The organism is Streptomyces sp. JLSY215 (assembly GCF_059682825.1).
Genome location: NZ_CM185022.1, coordinates 62,437 through 85,839, shown reverse-complemented (window position 1 = coordinate 85,839; position 23,403 = coordinate 62,437). Strand labels below are relative to the sequence as shown.

Sequence of the window (23,403 nt, the reverse complement as noted above, 5' to 3'; positions counted from 1 at the left end):
ACGCCGAACGGGCTGTCCGCGAACTCGACGCACAGCACAGCGCCCTCACGTCGAGGCATGCGGAGTCGAGAGTGTGTTCACGTGGGAACGCTGTGGGAGAGGGTGGCGGTCTGCTGGTGTGAAAGCAGTCCGGCGACGGCTTGGACAATGTCGCTCACGTGCTCGCGACGGCCGAGGTGGCGGGCAAGAGCCCGCCAGTTCTTCAGGTGTGCGATGCCGTGCTCAACGCGGATGCGCCGTGAAGAGTGTGCCTGGCGCTGCTGCTCGTGCCTCTCTTCGTACCAGGCGGGAGCGTTCTTCCTGAACTTGCGGTGTGGCGGTGTCACCACCCGTCCGCCGGCCCGCCTCGCCTACGTCGCCATCACGCGCACACGGACCCGACTCGACACCGGAGGCCTCACCTGGATCGACCAGCACCCCGCAGGAAACCTCCCCGCTCCCGCCCACCCCCAGCGCCCCTGACGTGTGACGCGCACATTCGAACAAGGCGGAAGCGTGGTGTCCGAAGCCGCGAACTGCCGCAGGCCGCACGGGCGGATTCCCTTGGGGCGCCTGGATGAGTGCAGGAGGCGTCGCATCGCGGCTGCGGCGCGCGGGGGAGTGTGCGCGACCCCGCGCTACCGCGTACCGAGTCGTTATGCCGGCCGGGACCGCGCAAGCCGTCGGGGTGGGCAGTGTCGATGTCCACGGCGCTGATCCGCGATGCAGTACCTGGATCGTGGTCAACGGATGCCTCTCGCACGAGGGCTGGACGAGGGTGAGCCCTGGGACTTGTCACGATGTTTTCATCTTGGGGGTCGGGGTTCTTGCGGCGGCTGGATATGGGACAAGCCGTGGGTATCGGTGCTGCAGTAGACCAAGCCGTCGTGATCCACGTCTTGGGGGGTGATGGTGCCGTCGTCGTACACCAGCCAGGCGAGCACCGGGCGGTCCTCGCTGGTGGGGCCTGTAGGGGTGTCGTGGTGGTAGCAGGCCATCCAGCCCATGCCCGGGAGTGCGGTGATGACTCGGGGACGGCGCTCGTAGCCGAGGAAGCCGGGATGCAGATCGGCCCGGATGATCCGGCCGCTCTGTACGTCGTGGATGTAGCCGACCAGTTCATTCTCCCAGCGCCACCAGTGCACGACGTCGCACTCCTCGGGCCTGGCTTCGTCATGGTCGACGAGGGCCACCCACCGCTGCTCGGCCAAGGAGACGTACTCCGGTGCGGCTGCGGTGAGGGCGACGACATCGGGGAGCGGGGACGAAGCCGGTTGAGAGGGGGCCACGGTGCTAGGACCTTTCCGGTGGGGTGGGGTGGGGTAACTGCCGGAACGCTGCCGGGCATCCAGCGGTCGTGGGCGTGGACGTGACACCGCAAGGCCCCGGTCGGATGCCAGTTGTCAGGTCTGTTCGCGCTTCGCGGCCCTCTGGCCGGTTGCCGCGGGCCGGGCTGTGGTCAACCAGCGTGTGATCATCGGGGTCACCAGCACGACGATCAGCAGCCGCAGGCTCTGCACTGTCGAGATCAAGGCGACATCCGCATGCGAGGAGACCGCCGTGGCGAGGACCGCGTTGATCCCGCCGGGGGTCGTGGCGAGGTAGGAGTCGACGACGGGGGTCCCCGTGAGCTTGGCGAAGAGCCACGCCAGTCCCGCGCACCCCGTGCAGACCGCGGCGATGGCCGTCAGGATCGATGGCATCAGACGCCGTACGCGAAGGAGAGTCTCCCGGGTGAAGCGCACGCCTACGTCGAGGCCGACAAAGACGAAGACGAGGTTCTGGAGCAGGCCGGCTGGGGCGAATCCCGGCACGGCGCCGCTCAACGTCACCACGAGCGCGGCCAGCATGGGTCCGATCAGCGCGGGTGTGGGCACCCGCAGTTGACGGCCGGCCAGGACGCCGACGACCGACACGGCGGCGAGGGTGAGCAGGCCGGTCAGCTGGTCGGATCCCATGACCAGGGGGAGGAAGCCACTGCCCTGACCACCGCTACCTGCGTTGCCGGGGAAGCCCGCCGCTGACGCGGATGCCAGCCAATGGGCGGCCAGGGGTGCGGTGGTGGCCACCAGCCCCACCCGCAGGTATTGGGTGAAGGCGACCATGCGCACATCGGCTTTGAGCTCGTCGGCGCAGGTGACGATCGCTGCTGAACCGCCCGGCACCATGCCAAGGACGGCACTGGGACGGCTCAACCGTTCCCCACGTGCGAGGAACCAGGCGGCGGCGACGCTTAGCGCGATGGTGGCGGCGGTTACCGCGGTCAACGGCAGCGCGACGGGCGCTGCCGCGGTCAGGGCGGGCCAGGTGAGGTAGCTGCCCATGAGTGCGCCTACGAGAGCTTGAGCCGTGCGGTTCGCCGGGGCGGGCAACCGCTCACGCACTACGCCCGTCAGCGCCAGCGCGGCGCCGACCAGCAAAGAACACAGCAGGTAGGGGGCTGGAACGCTGAACGCGGAGGCTGCCAGGCCGGTCGCGTACGCCGCGGCGGCAATCAGTGCCCAGCGCCCGGCGGGGGCCGGCCGGGATTTTCGGAATTCGGTCGGGTGTGGGGCAAGCTTCGCGGTGCCGGGCGAGGGCGTGTGCTCTCGCTGCAGCGCAGAAGTGGGAGCCACAAGGACGCCTTTCGTTCGCAAGAGGCATGTCACGGGAGACGGGACGTCCCACAAGACATCGGCTCTGCCACTGTGCGGCAACGCCCCTGAGCTGCGGCTGAGAGCGGCTGAGCGCATGCTGAGGGCATCCTGAGAGAACGCTGAGAGCAGGCGAGTTACCAGGCGCGAAGCCTCTAGACTCGAAACCGGTGATCAGCCTTATGGTCGGCCCCCATCGCGTTGCGAGGAGATTTGGGTGCGCGTGCTGGTAGTCGAGGACGAGCGACACATCGCTACCGCGGTGGAACGGGGACTGCGCGCCGAGGGGTTCGCCGTGGATCTCGCCGAGGATGGCGAGAAGGCGCTCATCCTGGCCCGCCACAACGTCTACGCCGTGATCGTGCTGGACCTGATGCTGCCTGGCTGCAACGGCTACGACGTCTGTCGGACGCTGCGTGCGGAGGACACAAGCACACCGGTGCTCATCTTGACGGCCAAAGACGGCGAGTACGACGAGGCGGACGCCCTCGACCTCGGCGCCGACGACTACCTCACCAAACCGTTCTCCTTCGTCGTGCTCCTCGCCCGGATCCGCGCCCTGCTGCGCCGCAGCTCCCCTCAGCGTTCCCCGGTGCTGAGCGCCGGTGACCTGTGGCTGGACCCCGGCGCCCACCGCTGCGGGCGCGGGGAGAGCGCCGTGGAACTCACTCCGCGGGAATTCGGGCTCCTGGAATTCCTGCTGCGCCACCCTGACACCGTGGTGAGCAAGAGCGAACTCCTGAGCGAAGTCTGGGACGCCTGGTTCGACGGGGATCCCAACATCGTCGAGGTCTACATCGGATACCTCCGGCGCAAGATTGACACCCCCTACGGACGCACAGCGATCGAGACGGTGCGTGGAGTCGGATACCGGCTCAATGGGAAGGGGGGCTGAGCGGGCGTGCGCCGACTCTTCCTCCGCCTGGTGCCGGACCGCCGGCCTCGGCTGACCAGCCTGTTGACGATGCGGTCACGGGTGACCCTGTGGGCCACTTCCATCGTTGCCGTCGCCATGATCGTCGCCAGCCTCGGTTTGCTGTTCGGGCTGCAGCACTCGATGTGGAGGAACCTGGACGGAACAGCCCGGCAGCGCGTATCCGACGTCGCGTCCCTCATCGAGCACCACCAGCTGGTGGAACTGATCCCCTCCAACGGCGGCGACGCGGACGTGGTGGAGGTGGTGGATTCCGCAGGACGAGTGCTTGCCAGATCTGACTACGAGACGCGGCCCGGAACCCCCAGCGGCCTGCCGCATCCGCTGCCGCGCAGGCTTACCAAAGGCCACGCCGAAACACTGCACGACCTGGGTATCGGCGACGGCGGTGACTTCCGCGTCACCGGCACGCCCACCACGGTCGACGGCCGCCCAGCCACCATCGTTGCCGCCGTCTCCCTGGACCAGGCCCAATACACACTCTCCAGCCTGGCCACCGGCCTGGCCGTCGGGACTCCGGCGCTGACCGTCCTGGTCGCCTGGACGATCTACCGCACCGCAGGACGCACCTTGCGGCCGGTCGAAACGCTACGTCGCCAGGCCACCTACATCAGCGCCACTGATTTGCACCGCCGGCTCGACCTTCCCGCCTCCCGGGACGAGGTGCACGCCCTGGCCGTCACCCTCAACGACATGCTTGCCCGGCTGGACGAGGCATCCGCCGCCCAGCGGCGTTTCGTCGCTGACGCGGCTCACGAACTGCGCAGCCCGCTCACCGCGATCCGCTCCCAACTGGAGGTCATGGCTGCCTACCCCGACCCGCAACGCGATCCGCTCGTCGCCGCAGAGCTGCTGGAAGACGCCCTGCGACTGAACGGATTGGTAGAGGATCTGCTGGCGCTGGCCCGCAGCGAGGACCCGGCAGCGCGGCGGCCGAACACCCTCACCGATCTCGACGAGGTCGTCCTCGCAGAGGTACGCCGCCAGCGAGACCTGACGCCGACGAACATCGACGCCCGCGGTGTCTCGGCAGGCCGCGTTCGGGGTGACGCCGAGGCGCTGCGCCGGGTGGTGCGCAATCTACTGGACAACGCCCGCCGACATGCCGCACGGCAGATACGAGTAACCCTCACCGCGAGCGGCGACACCGTCGAACTCACCGTCAGCGACGACGGCACCGGCATCCCGGCGGACCAGCGCAGCCGCGTCTTCGAACGCTTCACCCGCCTCGACGAAGCCCGATCCCGCGAAGCCGGCGGATCCGGCCTGGGCCTCGCCATCGTCGGCAAGGTCGTCACCGCCCACGGCGGCACAGCCCACGCCGATGCGGACCCGGCACCCGCCGACGGAGGCCTGGGGGGAGCGCGTCTGGTCGTCAAGCTGCCTCGGACAGATATGCCGCACATTTCCGGCCCCGGCAGAACCTGACAACGGGGCCCCGCTTCACCCGGCGGATGGGGCACCTACGTCCAGTGGGCGGAAAATGGATCGCTGGTCGGCGCGCTGCATCCAGCAGCACGTCCCTGCGACTGCGTTCGCGAGTTCAGGGCGGCGGCGGGCAGGGACGGCCGACAGTACGGATCGCCCCCTGCCCCGCGGCCTGCCTTTCCGCCTGCCGGAAGCCGCAACGCGACGTCATCCGCCGGCCCACCTCGCAAGCGCACGGTGTTAACCGTGCGCTAACCCCACGCTGAGCAGGCCCTGACCGGGCGGCGCCTAACGTCGGAGTAGAGGCGCACGCCGTGGCGGCGGACCTTCGCCGCCGCCCTCGCTGCGGGAGGTGTCCACCATGCGTCGTCCGTTCGCCGCCGCCGCAACAGGTCTCGTACTCGTCACCGGAACCATGACCGGAGCAGCGGCCTGCTCGTCCACGGCAGCCGCACCGCCGCAACGCCCCGTCACGGCGGCGGCGCTGTCCACCCCGCCACCGCCGCCGCCCGCCGACTCCAACCCGCCCGGGGACATCCCCGACTCCCAGGTGTACGTGGCGTGGTCGCCGCCCGGCGGCGGATTCTCGGTGAAGGTCCCGGAAGGGTGGGCGCGCAGCAGCCAGGGCCGGGACACGGTGTTCACCGACAAGTTCAACACCGTGCGGGTGGCCCGCGTCCAGGCCGCGACCGTGCCGACAGTGCACTCCGTCCGTACCCGGGACGTTCCGGCTCTGCGCGCCGCGAGCTCCCACTTCCAGCTGGTCAAGGTGGTCGCGGTGCCGCGCAAGGGCGGCACCGCGGTGCTGGCCGAGTACCGCGCCGACTCCGCTCCCGACCCGGTGACCGGCAAGCGCGTCACCCTGGACATCCAGCGCTACGTGTTCCACAAGACCGGCCGGGGCGAGGTGGTGTTGACACTGTCCGGTGCGGTGGGCGCCGACAACGTCGATCCCTGGCGGACCGTCACGGACTCCTTCCGGTGGTCCTGATGGCGGCGCCCGTCCTCAGCGCCCGCTCCCTGTACCGGTTCTTCCGGGCCGGCGAGGAGGAAACGTTCGCGTTGCAAGGCGTCGGACTGGAGGTCGGGCGCGGCGAAACGGTCGCGGTGACCGGGCCGTCCGGATCGGGGAAGACCACCCTGCTGAACTGCCTGGCGGGGCTCGACGAGCCGGACGGCGGAACGGTGCGGGTGGCCGGTCAACGGTTGAGCCACCGCCCCGAACGCGAGCGGATCGGCCTGCGCGCACGGCACATCGGGGTGCTCTTCCAGTCCGGCAATCTGCTGGATCACCTCAGCGTGCGGGACAACCTGGTGCTGGTGCAGCGGCTGGCGCCGGGCCGCCCTCACCCGGAAGCGGACCAGCTCCTGGAGCGGGTCGGGATCGGCGGGCGCGCCGGCGCCCTGCCCGGGGAGTTGTCCGGGGGGGAGGCGGCCCGCGCGGGCCTGGCCATCGCCCTGGCGAACGCGCCCGACGTGCTGCTCGCCGACGAGCCGACCGGCGAGGTGGACGCGGGCACCGAACGCCGGCTGCTGGACCTGCTGCGGGAGCACGCCGCGGGCGGGACCGCGGTGGTCGTGGTCACCCACAGCCGTGCCGTGGCCGGCGCCGCCGACCGGGTACTGCGGCTGAGGGACGGGAGGTGGGCGTGATGCACGCGCCGGAAATTCCGGTCGCCACCGGCAGGCAGGACACCGACGCGCCGCTGGTCCACTGCGTCGGCGTGGCCCGGACCTACGGCAGCGGACCGTGCGCCGTCGTCGCCGTCCACGGCCTGGACTGCCGCATCCCGTCCGGCGCCCGGATCGCGGTGGTGGGGCCCTCGGGCTCGGGTAAGTCCACGCTGCTGCACCTGATGGCGGGCCTCGACCGGCCCACCGCGGGCCAAGTGAGCCACCCCGGCCTCGACGGCGCGGACACGGGCGCCCTGGCCCGGCAGATCGGCGTCGTCTTCCAGGGGCCGAGCCTGCTGCCCCCGCTCACCGTGGCAGAGAACGTCGCCCTGCCGCTGCGCATCGACGGCGTACCGGAGAGCGAAGCCGTTCACCGGGCACAGGAGGCGCTTGCCCGTCTCGGGCTGGCCGATCTCGCTCGGCGCCTGCCGGACGAGCTGTCGGCGGGACAGGCCCAACGCGTCGCCGTGGCCCGGGTGCTGGCACGCCGGCCACGGCTCGTCCTGGCCGACGAACCGACCGGTCAGCTGGACCGCGGGACCGGCCGCCAGGTGCTGGCGGTCCTGCTCGGCACGGCCGAGGAGCTGGGCGCCGCCGTTCTGGTCACCACCCATGACCCGCGGGTCGCCCGGGAGTTGGGCGTCCGCTGGTACATGACCGATGGCCGGCTGGTCCGCCCGGAGACCGGCGACACGGGGGATGACACGACCGCCCGCCCCACAACCCGGCGGGCTTCGGGAGGCGAGGGGACGTGATCCGGATCTGGCTGACCGGCCTGCTGCGCCGGCGCGGCGGACGACTGCTCGCGGTGGCTGCCGGAGTGGCCACCGCGGTGGCCCTGCTGGCGGCGCTCGGCGGCTTCCTCGGCGCCACCCGCGCCACCATGACCGCGCAGTCCGTACGCGGGACCGTGGTCGACTGGCAGGTGCAGGCGGCCAACGGTGCCGACGCCCGGCAGGTGCTGACGACCGTGCGGGACACGCCGGGCACCCGGGCGGCGCTGCCCGTCGGGTACGCCGCCACCAGCGGTCTGAGCGCCACCGCGGGCGGCACCTCCCAGACCACCGGGCCGGGCGCCGTCCTCGGCGTACCGGCCGGCTACCGTACGGCGTTCCCCGGTGAGATCCGGGTGCTGGCCGGACGAGGCGACGGGGTGCTGCTGGCCCAGCAGACCGCCGCGAACCTGCATGCGGCTCCCGGCGACACGGTTGCCGTCGGGCGGGCCGGACTGCCGCCGGTCCGGGTGCTGGTGGACGGTGTGGTGGACCTGCCGCACGCCGATTCGCTGTTCCAGAAGGTCGGCGCACCGCCGCAGTCCCAGCCGACCGCGCCCCCGGACAACGTCGTCCTGCTGCCTCAGCCGCGCTGGCACGCGGCCTTCGACCCGCTGGGCAAGGCCCGGCCCGACCTCGTGCACGAGCAGATCCACGCACGGCGCAGCCATGCCCTGCCACATGACCCGGCCCTTGCCTACACGGCCGCGACCGGCAGCGCCCACCACACCGACCTGCGTCTGGCCGGTGCCGGAGTGGTCGGGGACAACCTTGGCGCGGTGCTGGACGCGGCTCGCTCGGATGCCCTGTACGCCCAGATGCTCTTCTTGTTCCTCGGCGTGCCCGGCGCGGTGCTGGCCGGGGCGCTGACCGCCGCGGTCGCCGGAGCGGGTGCGGCGCGACGGCGGAGAGAGCAGTCCCTGCTGCGGACCCGGGGCGCCTCCGCCGGACGGCTGCTGGCCCTGGCAGCCGTGGAGGCCGCGGTGGTGGCCGTCGTCGGCGGGGCGGGGGGCCTGGCGGTGGCGGCGCTGCTGGGGCGCACGGCCTTCGGCACGGCCGGCAGCCTCACCGCCGGCTGGGCGCTGGCCGCGCTCGCCGTCGGCGCGCTGATCGCCGGCGGCACCGTGCTGCTGCCCGCGCGCCGCGACATCAAGGCCGCCACCGTGGTGGCCGGACGGGTGGCGGTCGAGCGACGCCGGGTGCCGCGCGCCGTGTGGTGGGTGCTGGCCGCCGGGCTGCTGTCGCTGTCGCTGGTGGTGTTCGGGATCACCAGTCGCACCAACTACGCCCTCGTCCTCGCGCCCGAAGGAACGCCCACCCTGTCGGTGGACTACTGGGCGTTCGCCGGGCCGGCGCTTCTGTGGACCGGCGGGGCGCTGCTGGCCTGGCTGCTGACGGACCTGCTGCTGCGGCGCGGGCGGCCGGTGCTGGCCCTGCTCCTGCGCCCACTGACCGGCGCCCTGTCCGGTACGGTCGCGGCCAGTCTGTCCCGGCAGCGGGGCACTGTGCTGCGGGCCGTGGTGCTGCTCGCACTGGCCGTCGCCTTCGCCGCATCGACCGCCGTGTTCAACTCCACCTATCGCCAACAGGCCGGGGTCGACGCGGTGCTCACCAACGGCGCGGACGTCACCGTGACGGAGTCCCCCGGATCCACCGCGGGTGCGGCCGACGCGGCACGGGTGGCGGCGCTGCCCGGAGTACGCAGCGTGGAGCCGCTGCAGCACCGCTTCGCCTACGTCGGCCCGGATCTCCAGGACCTCTACGGAGTCCGGCCGTCCACGGTCGTCGGAGCGGGTCGGCTGCAGGACGCCTACTTCTCCGGCGGCACCGCGCGGCAGTTGATGGACCGGCTCCAGCGGCAGCCCGACGGAATCCTCGTCAGCGCCGAGACCGCCCACGACTTCCAGCTCCACCCGGGCGACCACCTCCGGCTGCGCCTCCAGGACGCTCGCACCCACCGGCTGCGGCCCGTGGAGTTCCGCTATGCCGGCGTAGTCAAGGAGTTTCCGACCGCCCCCAAGGACAGCTTCCTGGTGGCCAACGCCTCCTACGTTGCCCGGGCGACCGGGAGCGGCGCGGTCAGCACCCTGCTGGCCGACACCGGTGGCAGCGGGCAACGCGCGGTGGCCCGCCGAGTCCGGTCCGTGCTCGGTCCCGCCACTCAGGTCACCGACCTCCCCTCGGCCCGCACCCTCGCAGGTTCCAGCCTCACCGCCGTGGACCTCGGCGGCCTCACCCGCGTGGAACTGGGCTTCGCCCTGGTCCTCGGCGCGGCGGCGGGCGGTCTGGTACTGGCCCTCGGCCTCACCGAGCGGCGTCGGACCCTGGCTCTGGCCGCCGTGCTGGGCGCACGGGGACGGCAGCTGTCCGGGTTCGTGTGGAGCGAGGCAGGACTGGTGGCGGTGGCGGGCGCGGCCGGCGGGGTTCTGCTCGGCTGGTCGCTGTCCGAGGTGCTGGTCAAGGTCCTGTCCGGCGTCTTCGACCCGCCGCCGGCCGCCCTCGCCGTGCCGTGGGGCTACCTGGGCGTCCTCGCCGCGGCCGTCGCAACGGCCCTTGCCGTGGCGGCCGTGGCCGCGGTGCGCCACGCCCGGCGGCCACCGCTGAGGGAGCTGCGCGAGCTGTGACCGTCCGGACGGAGCGTCCTGGCGGTCAGGGCTCCGGCGTCTTCGTTCCACCCGCGACCAGCCAGGTGAAACGGGGGTGCGGTGCCCTCCTGGAGACGCGCAGCCGCCCGCCCTCGGCCTCCACCAGGGAGCGGGCGAGCGCCAGACCGATGCCGTGCCCGCCACTGGCATCGCCGCTGCCGTGGTGTCGCCGAGCGAAGACGTCCATGCCCTCGGGCAGGCCGGGCCCTTCATCCGCCACATCCACGGCCAGTGTCCCCGCCGCGTCGCGCGCGGTGACGGTCACCGTGCCGCCGCCGTGGACGAGGGCGTTGGCGAGCAGCACGTCCAGCACCTGCCGCCCGGCACGTGCCGAGCCGACGGCGTCGGGCAGCGGTGCCTCCGCGGTGACCCGCAGCGGTCGGCCCGCAGCCGCCAGTTCGCCGTGCCAGCGCCGCTCGGCATCCGCGAGCAGCGCCTGGATGTTCAGCGGCGCCCGCTCCGGCACGTCTCGGGCCAGCGCAAGCAGGTCATCGACCGTCGTCTCCATGGCGGTAAGTGAGGACAGGGCGGCCCGCAGGGCGGCGCGCTGATCTGCCACCGCATCGGTGGACGGCTTCCGCCGCGCCGGGCCGCCCTCCTCCAGCCCGCTCTCCAGCTCCAGCCGCACCCGGGTCAGGGCGGTGCGCAGCTGGTGCGAGGCGTCCGCGCTGAACGCCCGCTCCCGGCGCAGCAACTCCTCGATCCGGGCGGCGGCCCGGTTGAGGGCGGTTGCGACCGCATCGGCCTCCGGCACCCCCGACGCAGCGGCCCGGGCCGACAGGTCGCCGCCCTCCAGCCGGCCGGCGGTGGCCGCCAGCGCCTCCATCGGGTGCGCCAGCCGCCGGCTGGACCGGACGCCCACAACCGCCGCCACACCGACCGCGACGGCGGCCGGCGCCAGCATGCCGGCCCAGGTCAGCGCCGCCCGACGCCACGGCCCATCGGCCGGCGCGCTGGCCCGCACCACGGCCCGGACCCGCTCGCCCGATCCCACCGGAACCGTCGCCACCAGTCGGCCGTCCCGCCGGTAGGACGAGGCCCGGCCTGCCAGCGCTTCGTGGACCGGGCCGTCCCCTGCCGCCGGCCCCGCCCCGACCACCCGTCGCGCCTGGTCGTCGTACACGCCCACGCGCATACGCGGCTCGACGCGTGGCAGCTCCATGGGGTCGCGCGGGTGGTGCACGTCCGCCGGAACGGTCACTGCCACCCGGTCGGCGAGCTGCTCCAGTTCACGCACCTCGTCCTGCTGATACAGCCGTAGTGTCGCCACCGCCAGCGGTACGGAGAACAGCACCACCGCGCACACCACCGCGGCGACGACCGCCCGCAGGATCCGGCGGCGCACGGGTCAGCCCTGCCCGGGCGGTTCGAGCCGGTAGCCGAAGTGCCGCAGGGTCGTGATCCGTACCCGGTCACCGAGCTTGCGGCGCAGCACCGCGACGTGGACGTCGAGCGTCTTGGTGGAGCCGAACCAGTTCGCATCCCACACCTCGCTCATCAGGTCCTCCCGGCTCACCGCGCTGCCGACCGAGGCGGCCAGACGCACCAGCAGGTCGAACTCCTTGGGCCGCAACTCCACCTCGCCCGCCGGGGTCAGGCAGCGCCGGGCCGTGCGGTCGATGAGCAGGCTGCCGTGCTGGATGCGGCCGGGCCCGCCGTCCCGTCCCGGCGCGGTCCGCCGCAGGTGGGCAGCGATCCGTGCCTGCAACTCGGCGAGCCGGAACGGCTTGGTCAGATAGTCGTCGGCGCCCGACTCCAGCGCCTCGATCACATCCATCTCCCCGGTGCGCGCCGTCAGGACGACGAGCACCGCGCCGGGCAGCATCTCCCGCAGTCCCCGGCACAGCTCGAACCCGTCCACATCAGGCAGCCCGAGGTCCAGCAGCACCAGCTCGGCCGGCGCCCGCCCGGCACGCTCCAGCGCCGCCGCGCCGCCGGAGCACCAGTCGCAGTCGTGCCCCTGCCCGCGAAGCATCGCCGCCAGCCTGCCTCCGATGGCCTCGTCGTCCTCGACAACCACGATCCGTGCCACGTCCTCACGCTAGCGGCGGTGACCGCCCGATACGACCCGGTGCGGTGCGCATCCGCCCCTTGGCCCAGCCCGTGACGGCCCGGGGCCGCGCCTCCTGCGGACTGGGAAAGGAAGCTGGGCACCGCGGCGTCATGCCGTCGGTGCCCAGCCGCAAGGATGAGGTTCAGGCTGCCGTTACGGGCTCCGCAGCGGCGAACCGGGCGCGCAGGGCGGCGTTGTAGCGGCGCAGCAGGAGGATGGCGGTGGCCGCGAGGCCGCTGAGCAGGCCGAGCCAGATGCCGAGGGTGTCGAGCCGGACTGCGTAGGCGAAGAGCCAGGCGGCCGGCAGTCCGATGAGCCAGTAGCCGATCAGGGTGATGCGGAAACCGCTCTTGGTGTCGTCCAGTCCGCGCAGCAGACCGACACCTATGTTCTGTGCGCAGTCGAAGAACTGCAGGACCATGGTCACCAGCAGCAGATGGGTGGCGATGGAGACGGCCTCGCTGTCCCCGGCACCGCCTTCGAAGAAGGGGGCCAGCACCAGCTTCGGGGCGGCGACGTAGATCACGGCCACCACGGCCATGACGACTCCGGCGCAGGCCAGGGCGGTGTTCTTGATGCGCAGGGCCGCCTTGGGGCGGTCCAGCGCGATTTCTCGGCTGACGTTGATCGAGGCCGCGTGGGAGAGGCCGACGGCGACCTGGAAGACGATGTAGACGAGTTGGTTGACGGCGGTGTGCGCGGCCAGTGCGGCGCTGCCGAAGGAGCCTGCCATCAGGGCGGTGACGGAGAAGAAACCGGCCTCCGAGCCGTAGGTCGCCGCGATGGGGATGCCCAGCCCCACCAAGCGGCGAACGGTGGCCCGGTCGGCCTTGGCGATGTTGAGGCTGAGCAGCGGCGCGAGGACGTCGTCACGGCGGGTGAACGCATACAGAGCCAGGAAGGTCAGCAGGTACACCACGGAGGTGGCCACACCGACGCCGGGAAGTCCCATCTTCGGCAGGCCCCAGGTGCCGTGGATGAGCACCCAGTTGATACCGGCGTTGACCGCGACCGATGCGATGGTGATCTGCAGCAGGGCCTGGGGGCGGCGCATGCCGACGGTGAACTGGCGGATCGCCTGGAACCACAGGCACGGCAGCAGACCGGGAGCAAGGGCCAGCAGCATGGTCTGCGCGCTGTCGACGACGTCGGCCTCCTGCCCCAGGAAGGCCAGAGCCTGACCGATGAGGAGCATCAGCACGGCCCCGGCGATACCGGCGAGGGTGGCCACGGCCAGGCCGGCGCGAACGATCTTGCGCACCTCCTGGTCACCGTCCTGCTCGGCACTCTCCGGCGCGTTGTTCTCGCGGGCCGCTTCGGCGCGCGCGGCGGCGCCGGCTATCTGGTTGCCGACGGAGGTGACCAGTCCGACACCCATCGTGCGCAATTGGTTGAATAGGACGATGGCCAGCCCGCCCGCCGCGAGATCGGCTGTGCCGAGCATGCCCATCATCACGGTGTCGGTGGTGGTCAGTGCCACCTGCGCGAGCTGGGTGAGGACAAGGGGAACGGCGAGGGTGGCCAGGGCGCGACTGTCGCGGAGGAGGGTGGTCAGCTGCATGGCGGCTATCAAATCCTGCGGAGTTTGGTGATCTTCTCCTCGATCTCACGCTCGATGGCGGGATCGATGAGGTTCCGGGCGTTCATCCAGTCGTCGTTGAAGACGGTGTCCATGTACTTCTCGCCGCCGTCGTTGACCAGGGCGACCATAGTGCTGGCCGGCGGGAGGGACGACAGGCGGGTCAGGGCTTCGTGGACGACGCCACCGGCCGAGCCGCCGATCAGCAGCCCGGTGCGGGCCACCGCGCGAGCCGTGGCGAAGGCTTCCACGTCGCCGACCTTGACGCCTTCGTCGATCAGGTCGAAGTCGACGAGCGCGCCGATCTCGGCACCCTCGGGAGTGCCCGTACCGGACTGGTAGTAGTCGTGGGCCGGGCCGCCGAAGGCGATGGACCCCTTGGGCTCGACGCCGATGGTGGTGAAGTCGGCGTGCAGTTTGCGCAGTTCGCGAGTGGTGCCGCAGAGCATGCCGCCGGTGCCCACCGCGCCGATCACGACGTCGATGTCGCCGTCGAGGGCCTGGTGGAGTTCGTGGGCGACGGGGAAGTATCCGACGCCGTTGGCGGGGTTGTTGTGCTGCTCGGTGAAGATGGTGTTGTCCTGGCCGCGGGCCATGTCCTCGGCGAGCTCTTCGCGGGCGGCGGTGGCCAGCTCCTCGGTGCCGTCGTCGACGACGTGGACGAGGTCGGTTCCCAGGGCTTTCATGCCGCGCAGTTTGTCGGCGGCGGCGTGGTTGTCGACGACGGCGGTGAAGGTGTAGCCGCGCTCGGCCGCGATGACCGCCAGGCCCAGACCGGTGTTGCCGGAGGTGGATTCGATGATGCGGCCGCCGGGACGCAGTGTGCCGTCCTGCTCAGCGGCGTCGACCATGGCGCGGGCCATCCGGATCTTGGCGGAGCCGGTGGGGTTGTACATCTCCAGTTTGAGCAGGAGGCGGCTGCCGGTCTCGGTGCGGCAGAGCTCCAGCAGTGGGGTGTATCCGATGAGGTCGGATATGCGGGAGACCACGGCGGGGCGCGCGAGGGCCTCGTTCATGGGCAGGCTCCTGGGCGAGTTGAAGGTCAGCATGCGGGGCGGCGGTCGAGGCGCCAGCGCGGGCGTTCGCCCAGGCGGTCCATGACGACCTTGGGGGGCAACGGCAGGTCGTGGAAGGGCGACTCGTTGGAGTCCATCTGATATCCGGCCGTGTTCGGGTAGACCAGGAGGTCACCGACGCGGGGACGGGCCCCGAAGGGGACCTTGCGCCAGGTGACCATGTCCGACTCCAGGCAGGACGCACCGCCCACACAGGCCGGGTGTACGTCACCGGCGACTGCGCCGTGGATGCGCCCGGAAGGCGTCACCAAGTGGGGGTCGGGGAGGTATTCGCTGTTGAACCACTGCTCGGACAGGCTCAGGCTGGTCCCGTCGACCGTGACGATGCGGTACCCGTCACGTTCCTTGACGCCCTGGATGCAGAAGACGGTCGAGCCGGCTCCCGACAGGAGGGCGCGGCCGGGCTCCATCATCAGCAGCGTGCCGGTGTCCTTGAGCCTTGCTGCGAGCGTGTCCTGTCCGCCTTCGGGGACGCCGGCCAGGATGGTACGCAGTGCGTCGGCTCCGGCGACCGGCGAGTGATACGGGTAGAAGTCCCCCGTCCGGAACGCCTTCTTCGCGTGGTAGTGCTCGGGCTTCTGCTCGGCGAGGAAGGTGTGCCAGTCGTCGGCCGCGCTGTAGTCGACGGCGAAGCCGCCGCCGATGCTGATCCGGTCGGCCTGCAGGCCCATGACGCGGGCCTTGAGACACAGGTCGATGAGCTCGCCGGCGAGGTCGGCGCGGGGCTGGGTGGCGTAGCCGGAGAGGTGGAAGCTGAAGCCCTCCATCCGGACCGCGTCTCCGGCGCGTATGCACCGGTCCAGTGCGGTCTCCAGCTCGGCGTCGTTCATGCCGAACCGGCTGTGGGGCTGTGTGGGTGGCAGCCGGCGCAGCAGCAGGCGGGCCGGGCGGATCGCGCCGGTCAGGGCGAGCGTGATGAGCAGGTCGAGTTCATCGAGCGCGTCGACGGCGACCAGGCAGCCCTGCAGCAGGGCGAGGCGCAGCAGTTCGTCGTTCTTGGCCGGGCCGGTGACGACGATGTTCTCGCCGCGCACCCCGTGTCCGAGGGCTTCGCGCAGTTCGCCCACACCGGCCACGTCGACGCCGGCCTGGTGGGCGGCGCAGCGTTCCATCCACACGGCTGCCTTGTTGGCCTTCTTCGCGTAGTACACCCGCCCCTCCACACCCGCGTCGCTCAGGGCGGTGCGGAAGGCGGCGAGGTTGGTGTCGAAGCGGTGCGGCAGCAGGAAGTGGAAGGGGCCGCCGAAGGCGTAGGACAGCTCGTGCAGCACGCCGCTGTCCAGGATCCGGTCGGTGTCCGGGTCCGGGTGGGCGGGGAGGGTCGGCATCGTCGTGGTCGGGACTTCGGTCACTGCCACAGCGGCACCTGCACTCCCAGGCCCTGGTCGAGGGCGAGTTGGGCGAAGCGGTGGCCCAGGGCGATGTCGGTGACGACGAGTCCGCTGTTGTAGGCAAAGATGCGTTCCTTCGCGGACCGGCGGCCGGCGGTGATGCCCGCGATGACCGGCGGGAACTCGGTGTCGACGGCCGGGAAGTTGCCGTCCTCGTCGGCCATGTCGGTGCCCGTCACCTTCATCTGTGCCTCGCTGGTCGCCACGACCCGGTCGGCACGGTGGAGAGTGGAGGGCGCCAGCCCGTGGCCCACGAGGATCGAGAGCGCACCGGGCTTGAGCCAGCCGGCCTCGACAGCCGCCGGAGTGTGGCCGCCGGCGGTGGCGACGATGATGTCGGCATCCGACGCGGCCGCCCGCAGATCGGTGACGATCTCCACGTCCCGCTCGGGGAAGTGGGCGCGCAGCTCTTCGCGTACCGCGGCGATGCCCTCGGAGTGGGTGCCGAACAGCATCAGCCGGTCCAGGTCCGGCAGCGTCGTGAGCAGGAAGGGCAGGGCCAGGCGGCCTTGGGTGCCGGTGCCGATGACCAGGGCGCTGCGGGCGCCGGGCCGGGCGCATTCGCGGGCGAGGAGGGCGGAGACGGCCGGGGTGCGCAGGGCGCCGATGCGGCCGCAGTCCATCATGGCAACGGGCAGGCCGGTGACGTCGTCGTAGAGGGTGAGCGCGGTGTAGTAGTGCTGCTCGTCGCGGCCCTTGTCGAGGCCGTGCTTGTACGAGGTCTTGATCGCCACGACGTTGCGGGAGCCGTCCCGGCCGAGCATGGCGTAGGAGACCGAGTGCCCGTCCTCGGGCTTGACGGTCAGCTTGCGGGGGTTGTCCGACTCTCCGGCATGGAGAGTGCGGTAGGCGCCCTCCACGGTGGCGACGACATCGGCCGGGGATATGTCGATCCCGGCGAGGTCGCTGGTGGAGAGCGCGCGCAGGGTCTTGTCGTCGGCGGGTATGGAGTGGGCTTCGTTGGCCGCGATGGTCTCGGTCATCTCTGTCCTCGGGGCGGGTGGTCAGGCGGCGTGGGCTTCGATGGCGGCCTGACCGTAGCCATGCTCGTAGGCTTCGGCCAGGGGGCGTGTGCGGCGCCCGGGGGCACGGACGGAGGCACGCTTGAGCCAGCGGTCGGTGCCGTCGTAGCGGGCCCGGAAGGGAACACGACCGTGGACGACGAGGTCGTTGTCGACGACCAGCACCTCACCGGGGCGCAGGCTCACCGCGCCCGAGACGCGGGCGAGTTCCGCCTCCAGCCGCCGGTAGGCGGCCCGGTGGGCGGGCGAGGCATCATCGAGCGGGGTGTAGGCGGGGTCGAAGCGGAGGGTCAGCCCGTCCTTGGCGTGGAAGAGGGTCGGGACGCGGGCCGGCTCACCGCCCTCAAAGCTCTGTGCCTCGGCGTAGGCGTCGTCGGGGAGGATCGGCAGCCGTGGCCGGGTCAGCAGCGCGATGTCCGCCTCGGAGAGCTGGACGTGGCGAATGCTGGCGGCGGTGGTGGCGATGTTGTCGTGGTTGCGCATGCAGCACAGCATCAGCAGGTGGGCGCGGCCGGGGTGGAAGGCGTCCTCGGTGTGCGGGCTGAGCAGCACGCTGCTGGAGGCGCCGGTCTGCTCCGTCTCGTGGCCGGGGGCGGGGACGATGTTGTGCACGAAACGCCCGTCCTGCTGGCCCTCCCAGGCAATGGGATTGCCCATGAGCGTAGCGAGCAGCAGCATCACGATGTCGTGGACGGCGCCACTGTCGCAGGCGGCGGCCCAGCTGGAGGGCGTGGCGCCTATCTCGCTGTCATCGACCTCCAACCCGCGCAGAACGAACAGCCCGTGGTCGGTGTCGACAGGGCGCAGCTCGTGGCGGATCGGCTCGCTGAGGTCGCCGGCGACTTCGGCGACGCGGGCCAGGAGTTCGGGCGAGGTGGCAGAGGTACCGAATTCGGCGAGGATCTTCTCGGCCGCCTGACGCAGTTCCCCAACGCTGGTGGCGTCGAGCTGACGGACGGGTGCGGCTCCCGTGCTCATGGCGAAGTCATCCGTTTCCGTTGAAGGCGGGTGAGGTGCGGGGCAGCGATGCCACGCATCCACGACGCGGCACGCTGAACGAGTCGACACAAAAGGAGCGGCATGGGGGTTTTGCCCCGCGCCGACGCCCTGCGGACGGTGACGAAGGTACCCACGACTCTTAGGTAAGGCAAACCTAACTTCTTCTTCCGGCGCTCTGTCCCGTTTCATGGAACTCTCGTCCACAAAGGGCTGGTTGGCGTTCCTCAATCGATGCGCCCGGCGTCGCGCGCCCTTGCGGAAACGGCCGTAGTTAGGGTAGGCAAACCTAAGCAATGGGAACTGAGCAGAGCGAGGCAACGTGAACTTCAACAGGCGACAGGTGCTGTGGGCCGGCGGCGGCATAGGCGCGGCCGCGCTGCTGGCCGCCTGCGGGGGCGGCAACGGTTCGGCCTCTCCAGGCTCCGGCGGCAAGCCGAGAAAGGGCGGCACGCTCCGCATCGGCGCGCTCGGCCGCTCCTCCGCCATCACCCGCGATCCGCACGGCAACCAGGGCAACGAGAGCGACTACCTCATCATCGCCCTCGTTTACGACACGCTCACGGCACCGGGCCTCAAGGACAACACCGTCGGCCGCCTGGCCACCTCGTTCAAGCCCCCGAAGGACCTCAAGACCTGGCGCTTCACCATCGCCAAGGGCGCCACCTTCCACGACGGCACCCCGGTCACCGCCGACGACGTGGTCTGGTCGCTGCGCCGCCTGCGCAACACCCCCGCCGGCGCAGCCCGGCTGCCCGGCATCAAGGCGGACAACATCACCGCAGAGGGCAAGGACACCGTCGTCCTCGTCTCCGACTTCGCCAACGCCGAACTCCCCATGCTCACCCGCCTGTCGACGTTCATCATGAAGAAGGACACCCCCGACAAGGAGATCGCCAAGGCACCGGGCACCGGCCCCTTCAAGCTCGACTGGTACCGCGGCGGCAACGCCCGCCTGCTGCGCAACGAGCACTGGCACGGCGGGACGGTCTACCTCGACGCCATCGAGGTGACCATGTTCGAAAGCCCCCAGGCGATGGCGAACGCCATGATGTCCGGCCAGATCGACGTGGCCTCCAACGCCGGCGCCGTCGCCGCCCGGACCGCCGATGCCCGGAAGGACATCAAGGTCATCCGGCGCCCCAACGACATGGCCATGCCGATCGTGATGCGTACCTCCGACGGCCCGTTCGCCGACCCCAAGGTCCGCGAGGCGATGAAGCTCGTCGTGGACCGCGAGGCGATGGTCAAGCAGGTCCTGTCCGGCTACGGCACCGTCGCCAACGACATCCTGGGCACCGGCGACCCCGACTACGCCAGGAGCATCCCGCAGCGCCACCGCGACCTCGCCAAGGCCAAGAAGCTGCTCAAGGAAGCGAAGTTCGACTTCTCCAAGAGCTACGAGCTGGTCACCACCGAGGACATCGCCGGACTCGCCGAGTCCGCGACGCTGTTCGCCTCCCAGGCCCGCGAGGCCGGCATCAAGATCGAGGTCGTCAAGCAGGAATCCGGCACCTTTTACCAGAAGACCTGGCTCAAGGGCGACTTCTACACCAACTACTGGGGCACCAACGATTCCGTGGTCTTCTTCGCCTCCAAGACCATGACCACCGGAGCCGGCCAGAACGAGGCGGACTGGTCCGACAAGGACTTCGACGCCGCCTACCACAAGGTCCTCGCCACCGCTGAGCCCAAGGCCCGCACCGCCGCCCTGCGCGACCTCCAGCAGATCGAGTACGACAAGTCGGGCTACCTGCTGTGGGGCATGGCCGACGGCATCGACCTGGCCGCGCCCAAGGTCCACGGTCTGCCCAAGCTCCCCGGCTACGGCCGCGTCCAGCTCGAAAGCGTCTGGCTGGCCCAGTGACCGACACCACTTCGCCAACCGAGGCCGCCGCCCAGCCCGTGGCGGCCTCGGCCGCGCGCCAGGCGGGCACCCTAGCCCTGCGCATCGGCGCGGTGCTGGCCAAACGTCTTCTGATGCTGGTCATCCTGCTCGCGGTGGTATTCGCGGCGATCGAGCTGCTGCCCGGCGACGCCGCCTCGGCCACCTCCGAACGCGGCGAGGGCGCCGCCGGCGTGGCCGCCCGACGGCATCTGCTCGGCCTGGACCGGCCGGTGTGGGAACGCTTCTGGGACTGGATCACCGCCCTGCCCACCGGGGATCTCGGCACCTCCGCCCGTGGTGAACGCGTCAGTGACCTCCTGGCCGCCCCCCTGCCCAACACCATCGTGCTGGGCACCACCGCCTTCGTCCTGACCGTCATCGCGGCACTGGTCCTCGGCATCTGGGCGGCCGCCCGCCCCAAGGGCATCGTCGACCGGGTGGTCGATCTGACCTCCACCGCGGCCTTCGCGCTTCCCGAATTCGTGGTCTCCATCGGACTGTTGCTCGTGCTGTCCCTGTGGACCGGCTGGCTGCCCGCCGCCACCGTCACCGGCTCCGACGGTGCCCCGGCAACCTGGACCATGCTGATCATGCCGGTCCTCGCCCTGACCATCCCGCAGACCGGCTGGAACACCCGCATCGTCCGCGCCGCCCTCGCCGATCAGGCGGCGACACCCCACGTCGAGGCCGCTCACCTGGACGGTCTGTCCGTCCGCCGAGTGCTGCTGCGTCACGCACTCCCGGGAGCCTGGCCTGCCATCGCCACCGGCGTCGCCACCTCCACCGGCATGCTGCTCGGCGGAACCGTTGTGGTGGAAACCCTCTTCAACTACCCAGGAATCGGAACGGTGCTGGCCGGAGCGGTGGCCGACCGGGACACCCCCGTCATCGCCGCCGTCGTCGCCTGCGCAGCCGCCCTCATCACCGCCGTCCTCCTCCTCGCCGATCTCGTCCGCGCCCGCACCCTGGGAGCCCGCACATGACCGCTACCGCGGTTCTCGACCAGCGGGCCACACGCCGCCCCTGGCCACGGAACTTCCTGCCCGTCCTCCCGGCCGCCCTGCTCGTACTCGTAGCGATCCTGGGGCCGTTGCTGGCCGCACACCCCGTCGACAAACCCCTCACCGCTCCCTACGGCGAAGCGGGCACGGACGCCGTATTGGGGGGCGACCAGCTCGGACGAGATGTCCTCAGCCGGCTCCTGCACGGCGGCAGCGCCCTGATCGGCAGCGCCCTGACCGTGGCGGTCGCCGTCACGCTGTTGGCCACACTGCTCGGATGCTTCGCCGTCCTCAGCCCGCGGCTCGGGCGTCTCGTCGAGCGCATCGCGGACACCTCCATCCTGCTGCCGCCGGTCTTGGGCATCATGCTCCTGGCCCTGGCCTGGCCCGGCGGCGGCCGACTGGCCATCACTGTCGCCGCCATCGTCCTGGGTACTCCCTACGCGGTGCGCATCGTGGCCAGTGCGGCCGCCCCGCTCACCACCGCAGGGTTCATCGAGGCGGCCCTCGCCGGCGGTGAGCGCACCGCGCACCTGGCCCTGCGCGAGATCCTGCCCAACCTCCGCGCCACGATCCTGGCCCTGTTCGGCCTCCGCTTCGTCGACGCCGTCTACGTCATCTCGATGGCCGGATTCCTCCAGCTCGGCCCCCAACCCCCCGAAGCCGACTGGGCACTGATGATCCGCGAGAACGGTCCCGGCATCCTCCTCAACCCCTGGGCCGTCGTCGCCCCGGGTCTCGCGATCGGCCTGCTCGCCATCAGCGTCAACCTCGCCGCCAACGCGCTGGCACCCGCCACCGCCCGGAGGGCCGCCCTGCGATGACCACCACCGGCCGCCCCGCGCACACACCCCAGGACATGCACGTGGACTCGTCCGACACGACGTCACCCGTCGCGGTCACCGACCTCGAAATCCGCCTGGCCAACGGCGCAACCCTCTTGAACGCCACCGGCCTGAGCCTGCAAGCGGGCAAGATCGCAGCCCTGACCGGCCCCTCGGGCTCGGGCAAGACCACCCTGCTGCGGGCCCTCATCGGAGACCTCCCATCAGGCGCCGAAGTCACCTCGGGCACCGTTCGGACCCTCGGACAGGACGTCTTCGCACTCACCCCTGACGCCCTTCGCCTGCTGCGCCGCCACCGCGTCGCCTACGTCGGGCAGGACCCCGGCTCCGCCCTCAACCCCCGTATGACCGCCGCGCAATTGATCACGGAAGTCAGCACCGACGCCGCACCCGACGCGGTCACGGCGCTGTTGAGCGAATGCCGTCTCCCCGACGCGCTCGCGCACCACCGCCCCGGCGCACTGTCCGGAGGGCAACAACGCCGACTCGCGCTGGCCCGCGCCCTGGCCCGGAAACCGGAGATCCTCCTGCTCGACGAACCCACCGCAGGACTCGATACCGCCCTGCGCGACGAGATCGTCGACCTGCTGCGCCACCTCGCCGCCGACCGCGGCATCACCGTCATCCTCGCCTGCCACGACCCCCACGTGGTCGACGCCTGCGCCGACACCGTCACCACCCTCGGCCCGCCCGCCGCAACGGCCCCGGCTGCCGCCCTCCACAAGCCCCGCCCCGCCCCCGACACCGCTGTCACTCCCCGCGACGGACTGCGCGCCACGGCCCTGCGGGTCGCCTTCACCCACCGCGGCCACACGCACCAGGCCCTGGACTCCGTGCACTTCCACGCACCGGTCGGCAGCGCCACCGGCATCACCGGCCCGTCCGGATCAGGCAAGACCACCCTCCTGCGCACCCTGGCCGGACTCCAGAAGCCCGACGCCGGCTCCCTGTCCTGGCACGGGCAGCCGCTCCCCCCGCACGCCCGCAAGCGCAGCCGCGAGCAGCAAAAGAGCATCCAGCTCATCCCGCAGAATCCGCTCGGCGCCCTCAACCCCACCCGCACCATCGGCGCCTCTCTCGCCCGTCCGCTCCAACTCCACCGGACCGTCGGCAAGCCCCACATGCCGGCCCGAGTACGCGAACTCCTCGACGACGTCGGCCTCCCCACCGACTTCGCCGACCGCTACCCCCGCGAACTCTCCGGCGGCCAGCGCCAACGCGCCTCCATCGCCCGCGCCCTGGCCGCCGAACCCGACCTCCTGCTCTGCGACGAGGTCACCTCGGCACTCGACCCGTCAACAGCCGGCGCGATCCTGGAACTCCTCACCCACCTCCGCACGGAACGCCAACTCACCCTCGTGCTCGTCAGCCACGAGCTCGACCTCATCACCACCTACACCGACAGCGTGCAGGTACTGGACCAAGGCCGCATATCCGGCTCCAGAGACCGTGAACAGATCGGCGTACAGTCCGGGTAAGGAGCGCA

Annotated in this window: 20 protein-coding genes; 10 read left to right on the top strand and 10 right to left on the bottom strand. The window is 71.3% G+C overall.

What is annotated here, in order from left to right; all coding sequences use genetic code 11:
- Nucleotides 1-77 precede the first annotated feature (77 nt).
- The 3 genes from AC5677_RS00380 to AC5677_RS00370 form a co-directional block, all read right to left on the bottom strand.
- Entirely contained in the window at nucleotides 78-326 is a 249-nt protein-coding gene (locus AC5677_RS00380) for a transposase family protein (RefSeq protein ID WP_497192960.1), read from the bottom strand.
- Between the two features lie 459 nt (nucleotides 327-785).
- A complete protein-coding gene (locus AC5677_RS00375) occupies nucleotides 786-1,268 on the bottom strand; it encodes a hypothetical protein (protein WP_497192959.1) in 483 nt (160 codons plus the stop codon).
- Nucleotides 1,269-1,382: 114 nt separating this feature from the next.
- Nucleotides 1,383-2,594 carry an AbrB family transcriptional regulator gene (locus AC5677_RS00370; RefSeq protein ID WP_497192958.1) on the bottom strand — a complete coding sequence of 404 codons (1,212 nt, stop codon included), beginning with the start codon at nucleotides 2,592-2,594 and terminating at the stop codon, nucleotides 1,383-1,385.
- 235 nt (nucleotides 2,595-2,829) lie between these two features.
- On the opposite strand from AC5677_RS00370, the gene AC5677_RS00365 reads away from it, so the two are divergent.
- The 6 genes from AC5677_RS00365 to AC5677_RS00340 all read left to right on the top strand — a co-directional run bounded on the left by AC5677_RS00365 (nucleotide 2,830) and on the right by AC5677_RS00340 (nucleotide 10,045).
- Entirely contained in the window at nucleotides 2,830-3,507 is a 678-nt protein-coding gene (locus tag AC5677_RS00365) for a response regulator transcription factor (protein ID WP_497192957.1), read from the top strand.
- 81 nt (nucleotides 3,508-3,588) lie between these two features.
- Entirely contained in the window at nucleotides 3,589-4,974 is a 1,386-nt protein-coding gene (locus tag AC5677_RS00360; protein ID WP_497192956.1) for a sensor histidine kinase, read from the top strand.
- Nucleotides 4,975-5,335: 361 nt separating this feature from the next.
- Complete coding sequence (locus tag AC5677_RS00355) at nucleotides 5,336-5,965, top strand: hypothetical protein (RefSeq protein WP_497192955.1); 630 nt, start codon at nucleotides 5,336-5,338, stop codon at nucleotides 5,963-5,965.
- On the top strand, nucleotides 5,965-6,627 hold the full coding sequence (locus AC5677_RS00350) for an ABC transporter ATP-binding protein (protein ID WP_497192954.1): 663 nt from the start codon (nucleotides 5,965-5,967) through the stop codon (nucleotides 6,625-6,627). Before AC5677_RS00355 ends, AC5677_RS00350 begins: the two co-directional genes overlap by 1 nt.
- On the top strand, nucleotides 6,627-7,403 hold the full coding sequence (locus tag AC5677_RS00345; RefSeq protein ID WP_497192953.1) for an ABC transporter ATP-binding protein: 777 nt from the start codon (nucleotides 6,627-6,629) through the stop codon (nucleotides 7,401-7,403). Before AC5677_RS00350 ends, AC5677_RS00345 begins: the two co-directional genes overlap by 1 nt.
- Nucleotides 7,400-10,045, top strand: a complete 2,646-nt coding sequence (locus AC5677_RS00340; protein WP_497192952.1) for an FtsX-like permease family protein — start codon at nucleotides 7,400-7,402, stop codon at nucleotides 10,043-10,045. Before AC5677_RS00345 ends, AC5677_RS00340 begins: the two co-directional genes overlap by 4 nt.
- A gap of 25 nt (nucleotides 10,046-10,070) precedes the next feature.
- On the opposite strand, the gene AC5677_RS00335 is transcribed toward AC5677_RS00340, so the two are convergent.
- The 7 genes from AC5677_RS00335 to AC5677_RS00305 all read right to left on the bottom strand — a co-directional run bounded on the left by AC5677_RS00335 (nucleotide 10,071) and on the right by AC5677_RS00305 (nucleotide 18,165).
- Entirely contained in the window at nucleotides 10,071-11,411 is a 1,341-nt protein-coding gene (locus AC5677_RS00335) for a HAMP domain-containing sensor histidine kinase (protein WP_497192951.1), read from the bottom strand.
- Between the two features lie 3 nt (nucleotides 11,412-11,414).
- Entirely contained in the window at nucleotides 11,415-12,098 is a 684-nt protein-coding gene (locus AC5677_RS00330; RefSeq protein ID WP_497192950.1) for a response regulator transcription factor, read from the bottom strand.
- Between the two features lie 163 nt (nucleotides 12,099-12,261).
- Nucleotides 12,262-13,680, bottom strand: coding sequence for an MATE family efflux transporter (locus tag AC5677_RS00325; RefSeq protein WP_497192949.1), 1,419 nt, complete (start codon nucleotides 13,678-13,680; stop codon nucleotides 12,262-12,264).
- 8 nt (nucleotides 13,681-13,688) lie between these two features.
- Entirely contained in the window at nucleotides 13,689-14,714 is a 1,026-nt protein-coding gene (locus AC5677_RS00320) for a cysteine synthase family protein (RefSeq protein WP_497192948.1), read from the bottom strand.
- 26 nt (nucleotides 14,715-14,740) lie between these two features.
- A complete protein-coding gene (locus AC5677_RS00315) occupies nucleotides 14,741-16,132 on the bottom strand; it encodes an alanine racemase (RefSeq protein ID WP_497192947.1) in 1,392 nt (463 codons plus the stop codon).
- Nucleotides 16,123-17,148, bottom strand: coding sequence for an ornithine cyclodeaminase family protein (locus tag AC5677_RS00310; RefSeq protein ID WP_497192946.1), 1,026 nt, complete (start codon nucleotides 17,146-17,148; stop codon nucleotides 16,123-16,125). The genes AC5677_RS00315 and AC5677_RS00310 overlap by 10 nt, the downstream gene beginning before the upstream one ends.
- 21 nt (nucleotides 17,149-17,169) lie before the next feature.
- On the bottom strand, nucleotides 17,170-18,165 hold the full coding sequence (locus AC5677_RS00305; protein WP_497192945.1) for a TauD/TfdA family dioxygenase: 996 nt from the start codon (nucleotides 18,163-18,165) through the stop codon (nucleotides 17,170-17,172).
- A 340-nt stretch (nucleotides 18,166-18,505) separates the two neighbouring features.
- Here AC5677_RS00305 and AC5677_RS00300 point away from each other — a divergent pair, with 340 nt between their 5' ends.
- From AC5677_RS00300 to AC5677_RS00285, 4 genes are read left to right on the top strand one after another with little or no spacing between them, the layout of a single operon-like run.
- The gene (locus tag AC5677_RS00300; RefSeq protein ID WP_497192944.1) at nucleotides 18,506-20,050 is read left to right on the top strand and encodes an ABC transporter substrate-binding protein; all 1,545 of its coding nucleotides are present in this window, start codon (nucleotides 18,506-18,508) and stop codon (nucleotides 20,048-20,050) included.
- Nucleotides 20,047-21,054 (top strand): ABC transporter permease, encoded by a 1,008-nt coding sequence (locus AC5677_RS00295; protein ID WP_497192943.1) that lies wholly within the window; start codon nucleotides 20,047-20,049, stop codon nucleotides 21,052-21,054. Before AC5677_RS00300 ends, AC5677_RS00295 begins: the two co-directional genes overlap by 4 nt.
- A complete protein-coding gene (locus AC5677_RS00290; protein WP_497192942.1) occupies nucleotides 21,051-21,896 on the top strand; it encodes an ABC transporter permease in 846 nt (281 codons plus the stop codon). The genes AC5677_RS00295 and AC5677_RS00290 overlap by 4 nt, the downstream gene beginning before the upstream one ends.
- A complete protein-coding gene (locus AC5677_RS00285; RefSeq protein ID WP_497192941.1) occupies nucleotides 21,893-23,395 on the top strand; it encodes an ABC transporter ATP-binding protein in 1,503 nt (500 codons plus the stop codon). Before AC5677_RS00290 ends, AC5677_RS00285 begins: the two co-directional genes overlap by 4 nt.
- Nucleotides 23,396-23,403: the final 8 nt, after the last annotated feature.